Annotated in this window: 11 protein-coding genes; 2 read left to right on the plus strand and 9 right to left on the minus strand. The window is 76.2% G+C overall.

What is annotated here, in order from left to right:
• Nucleotides 1-32: 32 nt before the first annotated feature.
• The 4 genes from V1L54_RS11010 to V1L54_RS11025 all read right to left on the minus strand — a co-directional run bounded on the left by V1L54_RS11010 (nt 33) and on the right by V1L54_RS11025 (nt 7,298).
• Nucleotides 33-2,108 (minus strand): hypothetical protein, encoded by a 2,076-nt coding sequence (locus V1L54_RS11010; protein WP_330117742.1) that lies wholly within the window; start codon nt 2,106-2,108, stop codon nt 33-35.
• A 129-nt stretch (nt 2,109-2,237) separates the two neighbouring features.
• Nucleotides 2,238-5,354, minus strand: coding sequence for an alpha-N-acetylglucosaminidase (locus V1L54_RS11015; protein ID WP_330117792.1), 3,117 nt, complete (start codon nt 5,352-5,354; stop codon nt 2,238-2,240).
• A 101-nt stretch (nt 5,355-5,455) separates the two neighbouring features.
• Nucleotides 5,456-6,103 (minus strand): LuxR C-terminal-related transcriptional regulator, encoded by a 648-nt coding sequence (locus V1L54_RS11020; RefSeq protein WP_330117743.1) that lies wholly within the window; start codon nt 6,101-6,103, stop codon nt 5,456-5,458.
• Nucleotides 6,104-6,230: 127 nt separating this feature from the next.
• A complete protein-coding gene (locus V1L54_RS11025) occupies nt 6,231-7,298 on the minus strand; it encodes a phosphatidylinositol-specific phospholipase C domain-containing protein (protein WP_443076577.1) in 1,068 nt (355 codons plus the stop codon).
• Between the two features lie 310 nt (nt 7,299-7,608).
• Here V1L54_RS11025 and V1L54_RS11030 point away from each other — a divergent pair, with 310 nt between their 5' ends.
• Nucleotides 7,609-8,388 (plus strand): carbonic anhydrase, encoded by a 780-nt coding sequence (locus V1L54_RS11030; protein WP_443076579.1) that lies wholly within the window; start codon nt 7,609-7,611, stop codon nt 8,386-8,388.
• Nucleotides 8,389-8,479: 91 nt separating this feature from the next.
• Here V1L54_RS11030 and V1L54_RS11035 read toward each other — a convergent pair whose 3' ends face one another.
• A complete protein-coding gene (locus V1L54_RS11035; RefSeq protein WP_330117744.1) occupies nt 8,480-8,923 on the minus strand; it encodes a subtilase-type protease inhibitor in 444 nt (147 codons plus the stop codon).
• Nucleotides 8,924-9,572: 649 nt separating this feature from the next.
• On the opposite strand from V1L54_RS11035, the gene V1L54_RS11040 reads away from it, so the two are divergent.
• Nucleotides 9,573-10,025 carry a hypothetical protein gene (locus V1L54_RS11040; RefSeq protein ID WP_330117745.1) on the plus strand — a complete coding sequence of 151 codons (453 nt, stop codon included), beginning with the start codon at nt 9,573-9,575 and terminating at the stop codon, nt 10,023-10,025.
• Here V1L54_RS11040 and V1L54_RS11045 read toward each other — a convergent pair.
• The 4 genes from V1L54_RS11045 to V1L54_RS11060 form a co-directional block, all read right to left on the minus strand.
• Nucleotides 10,006-11,691 carry a phytoene desaturase family protein gene (locus tag V1L54_RS11045; RefSeq protein ID WP_330117746.1) on the minus strand — a complete coding sequence of 562 codons (1,686 nt, stop codon included), beginning with the start codon at nt 11,689-11,691 and terminating at the stop codon, nt 10,006-10,008. The two genes, V1L54_RS11040 and V1L54_RS11045, sit on opposite strands and share 20 nt — an antisense overlap.
• Before the next feature lie 58 nt (nt 11,692-11,749).
• Entirely contained in the window at nt 11,750-12,250 is a 501-nt protein-coding gene (locus tag V1L54_RS11050; RefSeq protein WP_330117747.1) for a hypothetical protein, read from the minus strand.
• The gene (locus V1L54_RS11055; protein WP_330117748.1) at nt 12,247-12,714 is read right to left on the minus strand and encodes an SRPBCC family protein; all 468 of its coding nucleotides are present in this window, start codon (nt 12,712-12,714) and stop codon (nt 12,247-12,249) included. Before V1L54_RS11055 ends, V1L54_RS11050 begins: the two co-directional genes overlap by 4 nt.
• Nucleotides 12,715-12,823: 109 nt before the next feature.
• Nucleotides 12,824-14,128 (minus strand): sensor histidine kinase, encoded by a 1,305-nt coding sequence (locus V1L54_RS11060; RefSeq protein ID WP_330117749.1) that lies wholly within the window; start codon nt 14,126-14,128, stop codon nt 12,824-12,826.
• Nucleotides 14,129-14,297: the final 169 nt, after the last annotated feature.

The raw sequence follows: 14,297 nt of genomic DNA on the forward strand, positions 1-14,297 counted from the left end.
TGGTGGGAGGCCGGTGCAGGATCGGTGCCGGATCAGTGGAGGGCGGCGAGCCGTCCGCCGTCCGTCAGCTCGGCGGTGATCTCCACCCGGGTGTCCTCCTCGGCCGCGAGGGCCAGCTGCGGGCCCGACTCACTGTGCGTCAGATCGCCGGTCACGGTGATCGACCTGACCTCCTCGCTGCCCGCGGCCAGCAGGTACCAGGTGCCGGACGGGGCCTTCCACAGCACTCCGCCCAGCACCCGCGGCTCCCGCTCCCCGCACGCCGGACTGTCCTCGGCCCGCGCGGCCTCCGCGCCGGGCGCGTCCGGCCTCTGCGCCGGGGGCAGAAAGTGGATCCGGGTCCGCGCGCCGGTGCCCCGCCAGGTGTCCGCCCGTACGCACACCCACCGTGCCAGGCCCGCCCCCTCCGGCAGCCACTGCGTGCCGAACCCCCAGACGTTCACCGTCCGCACGCCCCGGCCCGCCAGCGCGGGCAGCCGGCAGGCGGTGCGGGCCAGCGCCGCGTGCGCGTCGTCCGGGGCCGCCGGGTCCGCCGGGACCCCGGACGCGGTCGCGGCGCCGGCCTGCCCGGGGGCCCCGTGTGTCAGCCGGGCCGGGGTCAGCTCGCCGAGGTCGGTCAGCAGGTAGGGGCCGGCGGCGGCCCCGCTGCCGTCGCCCCCGCCCTCCCCGGCCTCCCCGCCGCCGTATCCGTCCGTCGTCAGCCGCAGCGCGGGCCAGGTCTCGCAGGAGGAGTCCGTCAGCGGCGGCCCGCTGACCGGGTCGGTCAGCCCGTGCCGGGTGCGTTCCACCGGCCGTCCCGCATAACCGGGCTCCAGCAGATCGACGACGGACACGCCGGTCACCCACGGTGCCAGCAGATAACGGGCGTTCCCTCCACTGCGGGAGACCACCAGCGCGGCGGCGGACGCCGCGTCCGCGCCGTCCGTCCGCGCGAAGTCCAGCGCCACCGGTCCGTCCTCCGCGCCGGCGGGCTCGGCGTAGCGCACCACGCGCAGCCCGTCGTACAGCAGCACCACCGCCCCGCCGTCCACCTCGCCCGCGTACAGCAGCCGTGCCGGCCCGGCGGCCGGTCCGGACGGGGTGCCCCGGGCCGCGCTGACCCGCACCCGCGGGCCCGGCCGCGCCCACACCGCCAGCGCCCGCCGCAGCAGCCCGCTGTCGTCGGCCAGCTCGCCCCGGGCGGGCCAGACCGAGAAGTCGGTGCGCGCCGAACGCCGCCACGCCCCGGGCTCCGCGCGGGTCAGCAGCAGCGGGTCCAGGGCGCGCTCCACCGCCGGGTTGCGGGCGTACGCCGGGGCTGCCGCGCCGTCCGGCCCCCAGCCGCCGGTGCCGTCCGGCAGCACCGGCAGCAGTACGCAGGCGGCCAGTACGGCGGCGGCCGCGGCCCGCAGCCGCCGTCGGCGGCGCACCGGATCGGTGGGGCGGGCCCGCAGCGCACACGGGTCGAACTGCTCCGACTCCAGCAGCGCCCGCCCCCGGCCCCCGGCCGGGGGCACCACCTCGTCCGCCCCGGCGAGCGCCGCCTCCGTATCCCGCACCCCGGCCGCCGCCAGCAGCGCCGCCGCGTCCTCGCCGGCCAGTCCGTCCAGGGCGCGCAGCGCGTACGCCGCCCGGGCCGCCGCCGGCAGCCGGGCCAGCGCTTCCTCCAGGGCGAGCGCCTCGTCGCCGGGCGGCTCGGGGGACAGCCGCAGGCCCGGTGTCCGGGGCAGTGCCGGGCGCCGGAGCCCGTGGCGCCCGAGCGGCCGCTCCGCCGCCAGCGCGGCCCGCAGCACCCGCGGCCGCAGCCGGGCGTACACCGGATCCGCCGCGTGGTCCGGAACGCCGCCCGCCGTGCCGTCCGTCACCGTGCCGTCCGCCGCGGCGTCCGGGGCCGGGGGGCGCGGCGGCGCGGGCGCGTCCTTCGCGTCCCGGCCGTACGGCAGCGCGCGCTGCACCAGGGCGTGTGCCGTCAGCACCCGGCGGTGCCGGGCGGCCGAGGGCGACAGGACGAGGTACGCCAGGCGTACCAGCCGTGGATAGTGTCCGGCGAACGCGTCGGCGGGCGCGGATCCGGCCCGCCCGGTGCCGGCGGTCTCGGGGCGGTCGGTCTCGGGGCTGCCGGGCGACACGGGCGCCGACTGGGGGGTTGCATCCTTCAGGGCCACACCGACTGAACGAACGAAACCCCCGTGAGGTCACATCCCGCGCAAACCGCGCTCCGGACCGTCCCGGCCGTCCCGGCCGCGGACCGGGCCGGCTCAGTCCAGGCGCCACCCGGTGAACTCCACCGTGCCGGACCCGCCGCCCGCCGCCGTCATCCCCGGCCCGGCGTCCTGCCGTCCGGCCGCGCCCGGCACCCGTACGGTGCCCACCGTCCGCCAGCCGCGTCCGCCGTCGGTGGACAGCTCACCGGTGTACTCGGTGCCGGAGCGCCGCAGCCGCAGCAGCACCGGTGCCCGCACCCCGGTGATCCGGCGGTAGGCGTCCAGCATGCCGTCGCCGTCGGAGTCGTACGACAGCACCACGCCGTTGCCCGGGGTCACCGACAGGTTGAGGAAGCCGGGCGAGCCCGCCCGCGCCAGGTCGTTCCGGACGAGGATCCCGGCCCGCGCCCACGGACCGGTCTCCTGCTGCGAGACCACCCGCACGGTCACCGTGCCCCGCTCGCCCAGCGCGCCCGGCCGGTACACGGCGCCGAACTCGGCGGTGGTCCGCCACAGGTCCGCGCCGCCGCCGTGGATCGCGTACGCCCCGCCCGCCTGGCCGAAGACCGCCCCGTTGGTGGTGACCGTGCGCAGCCCCGGTTCCAGCGGGCCGGCCAGGAACAGCGCGCCGCGGCGCACCGTGCGCACCCGCCGCCCGCCGGCGGGCCCGTACGCCGCGGCGAGGGTGTACGGCAGCCGCCGCAGCGGCTCCCGCGGCGCGCCCCCCGGCGCGGCCACCCGCCAGCCGGCCTCGGCCCGCCCGCCCGGCGGTACGGCGGGCAGCGAAGTGGGGTCCTGTGCCTCCGCGGTGACTCCCGAGTCCTCGCCGAGCCCGGTCAGGGAGAGCTCGACCGGCCCGGTGGCGCCCAGCCCGCTGGTGTTGGTCAGGGTGGCGGTCAGCCGCGCGCTCCCGCCCGGCGTCAGCACCCCGGGCTCCAGGGCGGCCTCCAGCGTGCCCTGGTAGGGCGCGGCGGCGAGGGTGTCGCGCACCCGGGCGGCGGTGGCGTACGGATCGCCCACCGGCCGCAGCGGGTACTCCTCGCGCCGCCGGGTCCATGACTCCTCCACCGCGTACCAGTCGACCGGCTCCGGCGCCCGCCCGGCCGCCAGGGCGGCCTCCAGCCGGTCCAGCAGCAGCCGCCAGCGCGGCAGGTAGAGGTCGCCGATCAGCCCGTGCCAGTCCCGGTTGGCGTAGTCGTGCAGCTTTCCCGCGTCGGCGGTGCCGCGGTCGCCCCACACCGTCAGCAGCACCCGGGCGGTGTGCTCCAGCTCCGCCGCCTCGTCCGGGGAGCCGGCCGCGCGGCGGGCCGCGTCCGTCCACGGCCCCAGCAGGAAGTGCCGGTGGGTGCCGGACAGTTCGTCGGCCAGGGCCATCAGCCGCAGCCACAGCGCCGACAGCCCCCGGAAGGTCTCCGGGTCGCCGTCGCGGTAGGCGTCGCGGAGCTGGGGGAGCAGCACCCGGCTGCGGTTGGCCAGGGCCTGCCGGGCGACGTCCACCAGGTCGTGCCGGTAGGCGTCGCTGTCGCGCCGCGCGCCCGCGACCGCCAGCAGCCCGGTCAGCGCGGCGTCGAACCGGGCCGGGTCGTAGGTCAGCTCGGTGGGTCCGTACTGCCCGGCCCGGGTGGCGGTCAGGGAGGGGCGGGCGGCGAACAGGCTGTCGTGGGCGAAGCCGTAGAGGTGGGCGCGGTGCCGGTAGGCGGTGTCGTGCAGCGCCCGCCAGGCCTGTGACGCGCCCGGGTCGCCGGGGCGGCCGTAGCGGTAGCCCGCGTACCGGTCGAACCAGCCGGGCAGGTCCACCGGACCCTCGCGCCAGGCCAGCTCGGCGAACAGGTCGAACGCGGCCGGGTCCCGCTCGGCGGCCTCCGGCAGGTAGGCGGTGCCCGCCAGGGCGCTGCCGGGCTTGTCGCGCCAGGCGAAGAACCGCTCGTTCCACACGTGGGTCTTGGCGCCGAGCGTGGTGCGGCCGCCGAAGTTGGGGATGGTGCCGAAGCAGTACGGGGTGCCGTTCCAGTCGGCCTCGCGGTCGGAGACGGTCTCGGTGCGGTCGGAGATGCCGTCCACGATCAGCATGCGCCGCTTGTCGACGGCGTCCACCAGCTCGCGCCGCGGATTGCTCTGCCAGCCCAGAATCACCCAGACGGCGTCCGGACGGGCCCGCCGCAGGGCGGTCTCCACACCCCGCGCGGCGTCCGCCACGGGCACGTCCCCGGCGCTGCCGCCCTCGTGCAGCAGGTCCATCTTGAAGTGGTCCGCGTCGCCGAGCAGCTCCCGCTGGTGCCGGTAGTACGCGGCGGCGACCTCGGCGAAGGCGGTGGTGCGCGGGTCGAGCCAGTCGGGCCGGGCGAAGCCGTGCCAGGTGCCCTGCGGGACGGTGCGGGCCCCGGCGACCCGGGCGGCGAAGCCGCGCGGCACCGTGCCGTAGTAGCCGGGCAGCACCGGGTGCATGCCCAGTTCCCGCAGCCGGGCGGTGATGCGCCGGCCCAGTTCGGCGCGTCTGCCGATCAGCTCCGGGGAGGGCGGGCCGCCGTAGCCGCTGAGGTTCTGCAGCAGCCACCACGGCTGGTGGGAGGGGGCGGGCAGCCAGCGGCGCGCCTCGGTGTCGGAGTAGCCGAAGTCCAGCAGCAGCCGGTGGTAGACGGCCTCGTGACCGGCGATGACCAGCACCTGGTTGCAGCCGTGCAGGGCCAGTACGTCGATCAGGCGCTCCCAGTGCGGCCAGTCGGCGTACGGATCGGTGTAGCCGTCGTTGGTGTCGTTGAGCGCGAAGCGGTTGGGCAGGGTGGTGGAGCGCTCCAGGGGGCGGGACGGCGCGGGCAGGGTGGCGGGCAGCGAGAGCTGCCTGCCCGCCCAGGAGATGTGCGCGGAACACACCTCCTTGAGGTACCAGTGGACACCGGTGAGCAGCACGGCCGGGCTGGTCCCGGCCACCTCCACCCGGCCGACCGCGCCCGTCACCCGGAACCGCTCCGCACCGCCCCGCACGTCCAGCGGGACCAGGTGGAACTGCCCGGCGTGGCCGGGCAGCAGCCTGCGCAGCGCCGCCCGGGCGGGTCCGGTGGGGAAGGGCACGCGGGGGGCGGCGAACGCCCTTCCGCCGCCCGCGGGCCCCGGCCCGAGTCCCGGTCCGAGCGCCGCCGCCAGTCCCGCCGCCACCGTCCCGGCGCCCAGCACGGCGCGCCGGGGCAGCCCGGAGCCGGGGACCGCGGGCGGCGCACCGCCCGGAGAGCCGTTCTGCCCCGCCTGCGCGCGGGAGGGCAGGGGCGGCCGGCGGCTCACCCCCGGTCCAGATAGGCGAGAACGGCCAGGACACGGCGGTTGTCGTCGTCGGACGGCGGCAGCTGGAGCTTGTTGAAGATGTTGGAGGTGTGCTTGGCCACCGCCCGCTCGGTGATCACCAGCTGGCCCGCGATGGCCGCGTTCGACCGGCCCTGCGCCATCAATTCCATGACCTCCTTCTCGCGCGGTGTCAGCCGGCCCATCGGCCGGTCCTTCTCCCGCCGTGTCAGCAACTGCTGGATCACCTGCGGATCCATCGCCGTACCGCCCGCCGCCACCCGGCGGACGGCGTCGATGAACTGCTCCGCGTCGAAGACGCGGTCCTTCAGCAGGTACCCGATCCCGCCCGTGCCGTCGGCGAGCAGCTCACGCGCGTAGAGCTGCTCGACGTGTTGCGAGAGGACCAGCACCGGCAGTCCCGGCCGCTCGCGGCGGGCCTGGAGCGCGCACTGGAGCCCCTCGTCGGTGAAGGACGGCGGGAGCCGGACGTCCACGACCGCGACGTCCGGTTCCAGCTCGGCCAGCGCCCGGGTCAGCTCCGGACCGTTGTCCACCGCCGCCGCGATCTCGAACTCGTACGCCTCCAGCAGCCGTACCAGCCCGTCGCGGAGCAGAAACAGGTCTTCGGCGAGGACAACACGCATGGGGGTCCCTCCACTCATCCGGGCGGCGCCCGGCCGGGGCAACACCGCCCGCGCACCGCCGCCGCACCGTCCTCATGACGGACCACACGATAGAGCGAGCCGGGGGACCGGGACGGCAGGGCCGCCGTCAGCCGCGCGGCAGGACCAGGGACAGCACGGACGGCAGGGGGTACCAGTCGGAGGTGACGAAGGAGGCCCCCTCGGCGGCGAGCCGGGCCACCCGGTCGCGCGCCTGGTCCTCGGTGGGCGAGGTGGCGCTGATGGCGGGGGAGACGCCGTGGGCGTCGGTCATCACCAGCAGGTAGTTGTGGCGCGTGTACCAGCCGGTGTCGATGCCGCCGGCCAGATAGGCCGAGGCGTCGCCGTCGAAGACCACGAACCACGGCCGCAGGGAGGCGTCGGGGTAGCGGGCGGCGCGCGGGTCGCCCGCCTCGGCGCGGTGCACGGCGGGGAAGGCGGCGGCCCGGGAGAGGTTTCCGGCGGCGGCCAGCTCGCGCAGGTGGCGGGCGTACTCGCGGTCGGTCCACAGCGAGTCGAAGGGGTTGGACTCCTCCAGGGTGCCGGGGATGAGGTGGATCAGGAACTTCCCCCGCAGCGCGTCCCGGCTCGGCCAGCCCCGGGCCCGTACGGCCTCGTCCAGGGTGGCGTGTCCGGCGGCCAGCTCGCCGGGCCGGTAGAGGGCGTCGCCGAGCTTCCCGGTGACCAGGGAGTCGAACTGCGCCGGGCCGCGTCCGAGGTTGGCGGCGAAACCGTCCTTCATCTCGATCTTGATCAGGACCGGCCGGTGCCCGGGGTTGGCGTCGTGCCAGGCCCGCAGGTCGGCCAGACAGCCCGCCAGGGGCTGGTCGCGGGACCTGGTGCGCAGCTCGGCGGGGGAGGCGGCGTTCTCGCAGTTGTTGTCGTTGCCCAGCGGGTTGTCGTGGGCGACCCGCCAGGTGCCGCCGGAGAAGTTGGTCCACACGTCCAGCTCCAGCAGCGAGGCGCCGGAGTCCAGGGCGTCGGCGAGATAGCGGTACTTGTCCTTCTCGTAGGCGTTGTGCACCCCGACGCCGGTGGCTCCGGAGTACGGCAGGCCACCGGGGTCGGCCGCGCCCGCGGGCGGCGCGAGGGCCGCCGCGGCCAGCAGCGCCGCTCCCGTTCCCGCCGCCAGCGCCGCCGCCGCTCTGCTGCCGAACTGCTGTCCCATGCGCGTCATGCCTCCTCGGGTGGGGGTCAAGGCGCGCTCACCGTAGGGGAGTTGAGGGATGCCGGGGAGGGGGAAGGCGTGACGCGGGCATGATCAGTGGAGGAACGGCGGGCGTACGGTCACCCGTCGGGAGGGCGGGGCGGGCCGTGATCCGGCCCGCGGAAGCCGCGGCTGCTGCGCGCCGCGCTCGCGGCGTGCGCGGGTCCGGAGCCAAACAGTCCGGAAACCGGCCGGGGGGAAGCCATCATTCGCCCAAGACTGCGACATGGCAGTTAAAAACCGAACATCGCGCTCACGGGCGAAACATAGGCTCGGCCGGGTGGAATCGAACGCGACCGATGCGGTCGGAAAACGGAACAACACCGAGGAAGCTCCCGGCCGTACGGACCGCCGCGCCCTGCTCCGCACGGTGCTGGGCGGCGGCGCGGGCGTCGGACTCGCGCTCACCGCCCCGTCCGTCCTGACGGCCGCTCCGGTCCGGACGGCTCTGCCGTCGGCCCCGGCCCGCGCCCGGCCGTCCACCCCGCGGGCGGCGCTGCGCGAACTGGCCCGCGGCAACCGGCGCTGGCGCGCACTGCACCAGACGCATCCGCACGAGAGCCCGGCCGACCGGGCGGCGGCCGTCTCCGGGCAGGACCCCTTCGCCGTCGTCCTCGGCTGCATCGACTCCCGGGTCCCGCCCGAGCTGGTCTTCGACCAGGGGCTGGGCGACCTGATGACGACCCGCTCGGCGGGCGAGGTCCTGGACGAGGCCGTGCTGGGCAGCATCGCCTACGGCGTCCTGGAGCTGGACATACCGCTGGTCATGGTGCTCGGCCACCAGTCCTGCGGCGCGGTGACCGCGGCGGTCCACGCCGACGAGAGCGGCGAGGAACTGCCCGCGCACATCGACTACATCGCCGAGCAGATCCGCCCGGCGATCGACCACGGCCTGCACGGAGCGGCCCGGGTCGACGCGGCGATCACCGCGAACGTGCGCCTGATACGCGCGCGGCTGGCCGCGGAGCCCGATCTGGCCGCCCGGGTGGCCGGCGGCGACCTGGCGATCGCCGGTGCGCGCTACGAGCTCGACAGCCAACTCGTCCACCGGGTCGCCTGAGGGGCGCGGCCGGCCCGGTGGTGAGCGTGCGCCGGCCCCCGGGCGCCTCTCGGACGCCCGGGGGCCGGCGTGGTGCGGTGCCGGGACGCGGTCAGAAGGAGAAGACCGCGCCGGTGGCGCCCTCCATGACGCAGGCGTTGGCGAAGGTGTGGGTGAAGGAGACCTCACGGCCGTCCCAGATCCCCTGGGCGGTGACCACCACCGGGTCCCAGATCATCGGGCACACCCGGTTGGGGTCGGGCTCGACCAGCGTCTCGAAGTCGCCCTCCACGGCGCGCAGTTCGGCGCACGCCCGGCCCGGGGCCGGGTGGGAGCCGTCCGCGTTCGGCGAGCAGTTCAGTACGGCGGCCCGCTGGTTGGTGGCCAGGCCCGGGTCCTCGCCCTCGCCGACGGTGAGCAGCAGCGCCGAGGGGGCGCCGGGTGCCTGGGGTGCCTGGGGCACCGCCGGGGCGGCGGTCGCGGTGGCTGCCGTACCCGTGAGGCAGGCGGCGGCCACGACGGCGCCCAGTCCTAAGCCCTTGACGGCGTACCGCATGTCGAACACTCCTTGGCTCGTCGTGTCAGCTTCCGGGCAAACGCCTTTCCGGATGACGAACAGGAACACATCGGAATGATTGCTTCCAGTCATCTTTCGTCATGTTTTCGAGGGAAGTGGGGCGTTTGCGGACAAGGGCAGGTCGAGGGGGCCGGCACCCGCGGTCCGACAGGGTCCGCTGGACGGTGATGGCATATGCCGGAGTGCTGAACTGGGGTTTCGCACCTCCGTCCGGTCCGGCGCCGCCGTCAACTCGGCCGGAAAGCGCCGCGTCCGGCCGCGGCGCGGCCGGACGGTGCGGACGGTGCGGACGGTGCGGACGGTGCGGTTCCGTATGGCCCGGGCGGCACGGACCTGGGCCGGAGCCCGGTACACCCCCGGCCGCGGAGTGCTGTCGTCCGCTTCCGGAAACGGAGCTGGCCGCTTGCGGTCACGGAGGGCGCGACGGGTGGGGAGCTCCCGGGATCGTCTGTACCGTGGTGCGCCGCCGGTGCCGACGGCTCCGGCCGCGGGCCGCGTTCCGCGAGGACGCGCGCCCCGGCCGGCGGACCGCCGACCACCGCGCGTCCGCGGGCGGGGCGCCCGGGGTGACCGCCCGGTGCCGCGCCGCCCGCACGGCCATGCTCCCGCACGTTCCGAAAGGTTCCCGATGTTCAGACGTATCGCGGCCGCCCTGACCACGCTGTCGCTGGCGACGGCAGGAATCGTGCTGACCACCGCCCCCGCCCAGGCGGCCACGACGATCTGCAAGACCTCGCCGATCCCGGACGGGTACGTCATCCTCGCCGAGGGCAGCAGCACGCAGTGCTCCGGCGTCTTCCCCAACACCTGGCGGATCGCCCAGCCGGCCGAGCGGGGCACCACGACGGTCTGCAAGGTGTCGGACATCCCGGACGGGTACGTCATCCTCGCCGAGGGCAGCAGCACCCAGTGCCCGTACAACTTCCCCAACACCTGGCGGATCGCCAAACCGGCCGAGCGGGGCACCACGACGGTCTGCAAGGTCTCGCCGATCCCGTCCGGCTACGTCGTGGTGAGCGAGGGCAGCAGCACCCAGTGCCCGTACCGCTTCCCCAACACCTTCAACATCCGCCCGCTGTGACCCCCGGGGCCGGGGTGTGACCGCCCGCGTCCCGCTCCCGGGTCGTCATCGCGGCGCGCTGCGCGGCGGCCGCGGCCGGGCCCAGCACGTAGTGGACGGCGGGCCGCCGGTCGCGCAGCGCCGCGCGGGCGGCGTTGGCCCCGCAGGCACCGTGGACACCGCCGCCCGGATGGGCGGAGGAGGACGCCAGGTACAGGCCGCGCACCGGGGTCGCCGGGCGGCCGGTCCCGGGGACGGGACGGAAGACGAGCTGCTGGTGCACGGCGGCGGTGCCGCCGTTGAGGGCGCCGCCGACCAGGCTCTCGTCGCGCTCCTGGAGATCCGGCGGGGCCAGCACCCGGCGGGCCTCGACCAGCTCGCGGAAGCCCGGGGCGCGGCGCTCCACCTCGGCCTCCACCCGGTCCGCCAGCGCCTCCCGCTCACCCGGCCCCCAGTGGCCGGTCAGACCCGCCCCGCCCGCGTCCTCGCGGATGTCCCGGGGCAGGTGGGTGTAGGCCCAGGCCGACTCGGTGCCGGCGGGGGAGCGGGACGGATCGGCGGTGGTCATCTGCCCCAGCAGGCAGAACGGCCGGTCCGGCACGGTGCCGGTGGCCAGCTGGGCGCTGTGGCGGGTGAGGTGGTCCACGCTCTCGGCCAGATGGACGGTGCCCGCCCCGGCGGCCCCGGGCGCCTCCCAGGGGATCGGCCCGGACAGCGCCCAGTCCACCTTGAACGTCGCGGTGTCCCACTGGAAGCGGCGTATGTCGTCCCGCAGCCGGGCCGGGAGGTGCGCCCAGTCCACCAGGCCGCCGTAGAGCGCCGGGGCGGGTACGTCCGCCAGGACCGCGCGCCGGGCCCGCACCGCGTCGCCGTCGGCGGTGACCACGCCCAGCGCCCGTCCGCCCGCGACGACCACCCGTGTCACCCGGGCCCCGCAGCGCACCGTGCCGCCGCGTGACTCCAGACGCCGGACCAGGGCGCCGGTCAGGGCGCCGGCGCCGCCGGCCGGGACCGGCCAGCCGACCTGCTGGCCCAGCATCGCCAGCAGCCAGCCGTAGACCGCCCCGGCGGTGGACTCGGGGAAGAGGTCCGCGTGCAGCGCGCACCCCGCCAGCAGCAGCGGTCCGCCCGCCCCCGCGAACTCCTCCTCGCCCAGCCGCCGCACCGGCAGCAGCAGCGTCCGCAGCAGCCGCAGGCCCCCGGCCGCCCGCAGCCGGGCCAGCAGCGACAGTGCCGGGCGCACCGGCGGGAAGGGCGACAGGAGCGCCGCCACCAGATCCGGGCCGAGCCGGTCCCACAGCCCGGTCAGCCGCAGGTACGCCTCGCCGTCGCCGGGCGCGAAGGACTCCAGGTTCCGCGCCGTCTCCGCCCGGTCCCGGTGCAGGACCGCGCAGCGGCCGTCGGGCAGCGGATGGGCGAGGACGGCCGGGGCGTGGCTCCACTCCAGGCCCCAGCGCTCCAGTTCCAGCGCGCGGATGGTGGGGGAGACGGCGGCCAGCGGGTAGAAGGAGCTGAACAGGTCGTTGACGTAGCCGGGGTGGACGCCGCGGTCGCTGCGCACGGCGCCGCCGGGCTCGGGCTGGGCCTCCAGGACCAGTACCCGCCAGCCCGCGTCCGCCAGCATGTTCGCGGCCACCAGCCCGTTGGGGCCGGCGCCGATCACGACGGCGTCGGGTGCGTCGGTCATGAGGAGCTCACGGGGGAGTCGGGCCTTCCTGTCGCGGCCGGCGGTGCGGGGACGGGCGTCAGGCGTCCGGGGTGGTGTCGGGCGGGGTGGTGTCCGGGCGCGCGGTGTGGGCGGGATGGCCGTGGGTGCGCCGGGCCTCCTTCATCTCGGCCTCGTACAGGTGCCGCAGGCCGCCCACCAGCCGGTCGCGCACCCGCTTCTCGGCCTCGGTGAACGTCCGGTAGTAGTGGTCGTCGTAGCCCTCGACGATCTGGAACGTCCAGTGGCCGGGGAGCACGTTGCGGCCGAGGACCTCGGTCTCCAGCAGGTCCGCCTCCGCGGCGTGCCCGGCCGCGCGCAGCAGTTCCACCGCCTCGCCCAGCAGCAGGTCGGACCGGCCGGTCAGCTGGTGGAAGGAGTACAGGTGGCCGCGGGCCCGCTCGGTCGCCTCCAGCGCCTCGGAGACCTTGCCGACGGCCTCGACGGTGGCGTCGGACACGCCCGGCGGACGGCGGTGGGCGGCGTCGGGCCGGTCGTCGGGCCGCTCGTCCGGCCGGTCCGCGCCCTGGTCGGTCGTCATACGTGCCTGCCCGCCTCCCGGTCGGCCTCCGACCGGCCGGACTCCACCACGTCCCGCAGCCGCGCCAGCATCAGCCGGTGCCGCAGCTGCAGCAGCACGTCCATGGGCGCGGTGTGCAGCCGGGCCACGGCGCCCCGCAGCGGATGCTCGTCCATGGTGATCAGTGAGCCCTCGCCCCAGGGCCGCACGGAGATGGCGATGCGGGCGCTGCCCAGCCGCCCCGCGGACGCCTCCAGCTCCAGCCGCTCGGGCGGCTCGCAGAGCCGGACGACCGTGTGGCCCTCCACGGTCAGCCGCCCCACCCCGACGTCGTACTCCAGGGTGGTGCCGACCTGGGGCCAGGCGCCGTCCTCCTCCACCGTCGACCGGGTGCCCACCACCCACTCGTGGTAGCGGTCGGCGTCACTGAGGACTCCCCACACCCGCTCGGGCCTTCTGTTCACGAAGACGTGTCGCACTGCCATGCGGCCCGGATACCCGGTTTTCCGCGATGCACCACCCCTGCCCGGGGGCCGCCCCGCCCTCCGGCCCCGCGGACCCCCCGGACGGCCGTACCCGGGTACCGCGGGGGTGCTACGGGCGGCTGCCCGCCCGCCGGTCCGCGGGCCCGGCACGGCCCCCGGGAGCGCAGGGGATCTCCATGGTGGCCATGGTCGGCCCGCCCACCGGACTGCTGACGGCCAGGATGCCGTCGAACGTGCCGAGCCTGCGCTCGACCCCGGCCAGTCCCGTGCCCCGGGCCGGGTCCGCCCCGCCGCGGCCGTTGTCCGTGACCGTGATCCGCAGCATCCCGTCCGCCGCGTCGTGGCCGAGGTCCAGCCAGATCCGGTCGGCCCCCGAGTGCTTGGCGGCGTTGGTGAGCACCTCGCTGACCGCGAAGTACGCCGCCGCCTCCACCGGCTCCGCCAGCCGGCCCGGCAGGTCCACCGTCACCTCCACCGGGATCTCCATGCGCAGTGCCAGGGCCTTCACCGCGTCCCCCAGCCCGCGCTCGGCGAGCACCGGCGGGTGGATGCCGCGCACCAGGTCGCGCAGTTCGGACAGGGCATCGGCGGAGTTCTGCCGGGCCTGCGCCACCAGCTTCCGGGCCTGCTGCGGGTCGCGCTCGATCAGCGCCTCGATCGCGCCCAGACTCATCCCCATCGCCACCAGCCGCGCCTGGGCACCGTCGTGCAGATCGCGCTCGATGCGGCGCAGCTCGGCCGCCGAGACGTCCACCGCGTCGTGCCGGGTCTCGTACAGCCGCTCCACCCGGCGGTTCAGCATCATCTTCTCGGTCGGTGCCAGCAGGGCGCGCGTCAGCCGGAAGTGCAGCCGCAGCACCTCCGCGCCCTTGAGCAGTCCGACGACGGTCAGCGCCCAGCCCAGCGCCATCGCCAGGAAGGCGTTGGACTGCGAGGTCAGCGGGACGAACAGGAAGGAGTCACCCCGTATGGCCCGCCAGGCGCCCGCCGCCACCACCGTGCCCTGCACGCCGTAGAGGGTCAGCGCGGGGGGCAGCAGGGCCAGGAGGAAGCCCAGTGTGGCGTCCACCGCGAGCCACTGCAGATCACGCCAGGTCGCCTGGTCCCGCAGCAGGAACAAGCAGCGCTCGACCTGCCCGGCCAGGCCGGGCCGCCGGTCGTCCGGCCGGGGGAGGTACGGCTCCGGGGTCTCGATCCCGCCCCAGTCGCCGGTCAGCGAGCGCCGCCACCCGGCATAGGACCGCACCAGGCCCAGCACGGCGGGAGTGGTCAGCAGGCCCACGCCGAGCGGGATGAACGCGATCGACAGCACGGACAGGACGAGCAGCGAGAACCCGCAGACGATCGCCACCACCGCCAGCGGCAGCCCGCGTGCCGCCGCCACCAGACCACCTTGCACCCTGTCCCTGTCCACCCGTGCTCCTCCGTCGCGCCGCTCCGGGACGTCCGCCCGGTGTGGGCTCCAGTCTCGGGCACGCGCGGCGGGCGGGTCACGGGGGACGGACACCCGGGGGAGGGTGTAGCCAGCTGTACCTTCCACCGGGTGCCCGGAAGCGCGGTCGCTTCCCGGACGCCCCGGGCAC

The sequence above is a fragment of the Streptomyces rubellus genome (assembly GCF_036323805.1).
In the GTDB taxonomy this organism is placed as follows: domain Bacteria; phylum Actinomycetota; class Actinomycetes; order Streptomycetales; family Streptomycetaceae; genus Streptomyces.

Excerpts from the sequence above, each read along its gene's own strand:
- V1L54_RS11025 (WP_443076577.1), bottom strand. The coding sequence starts at position 7,298 with ATGACGCGCATGGGACAGCAGTTCGGCAGCAGAGCGGCGGCGGCGCTG.
- V1L54_RS11055 (WP_330117748.1), bottom strand. The coding sequence starts at position 12,714 with ATGGCAGTGCGACACGTCTTCGTGAACAGAAGGCCCGAGCGGGTGTGG.
- V1L54_RS11035 (WP_330117744.1), bottom strand. The coding sequence starts at position 8,923 with ATGCGGTACGCCGTCAAGGGCTTAGGACTGGGCGCCGTCGTGGCCGCC.
- V1L54_RS11045 (WP_330117746.1), bottom strand. The coding sequence starts at position 11,691 with ATGACCGACGCACCCGACGCCGTCGTGATCGGCGCCGGCCCCAACGGG.
- V1L54_RS11040 (WP_330117745.1), top strand. The coding sequence starts at position 9,573 with ATGTTCAGACGTATCGCGGCCGCCCTGACCACGCTGTCGCTGGCGACG.
- V1L54_RS11050 (WP_330117747.1), bottom strand. The coding sequence starts at position 12,250 with ATGACGACCGACCAGGGCGCGGACCGGCCGGACGAGCGGCCCGACGAC.
- V1L54_RS11020 (WP_330117743.1), bottom strand. The coding sequence starts at position 6,103 with ATGCGTGTTGTCCTCGCCGAAGACCTGTTTCTGCTCCGCGACGGGCTG.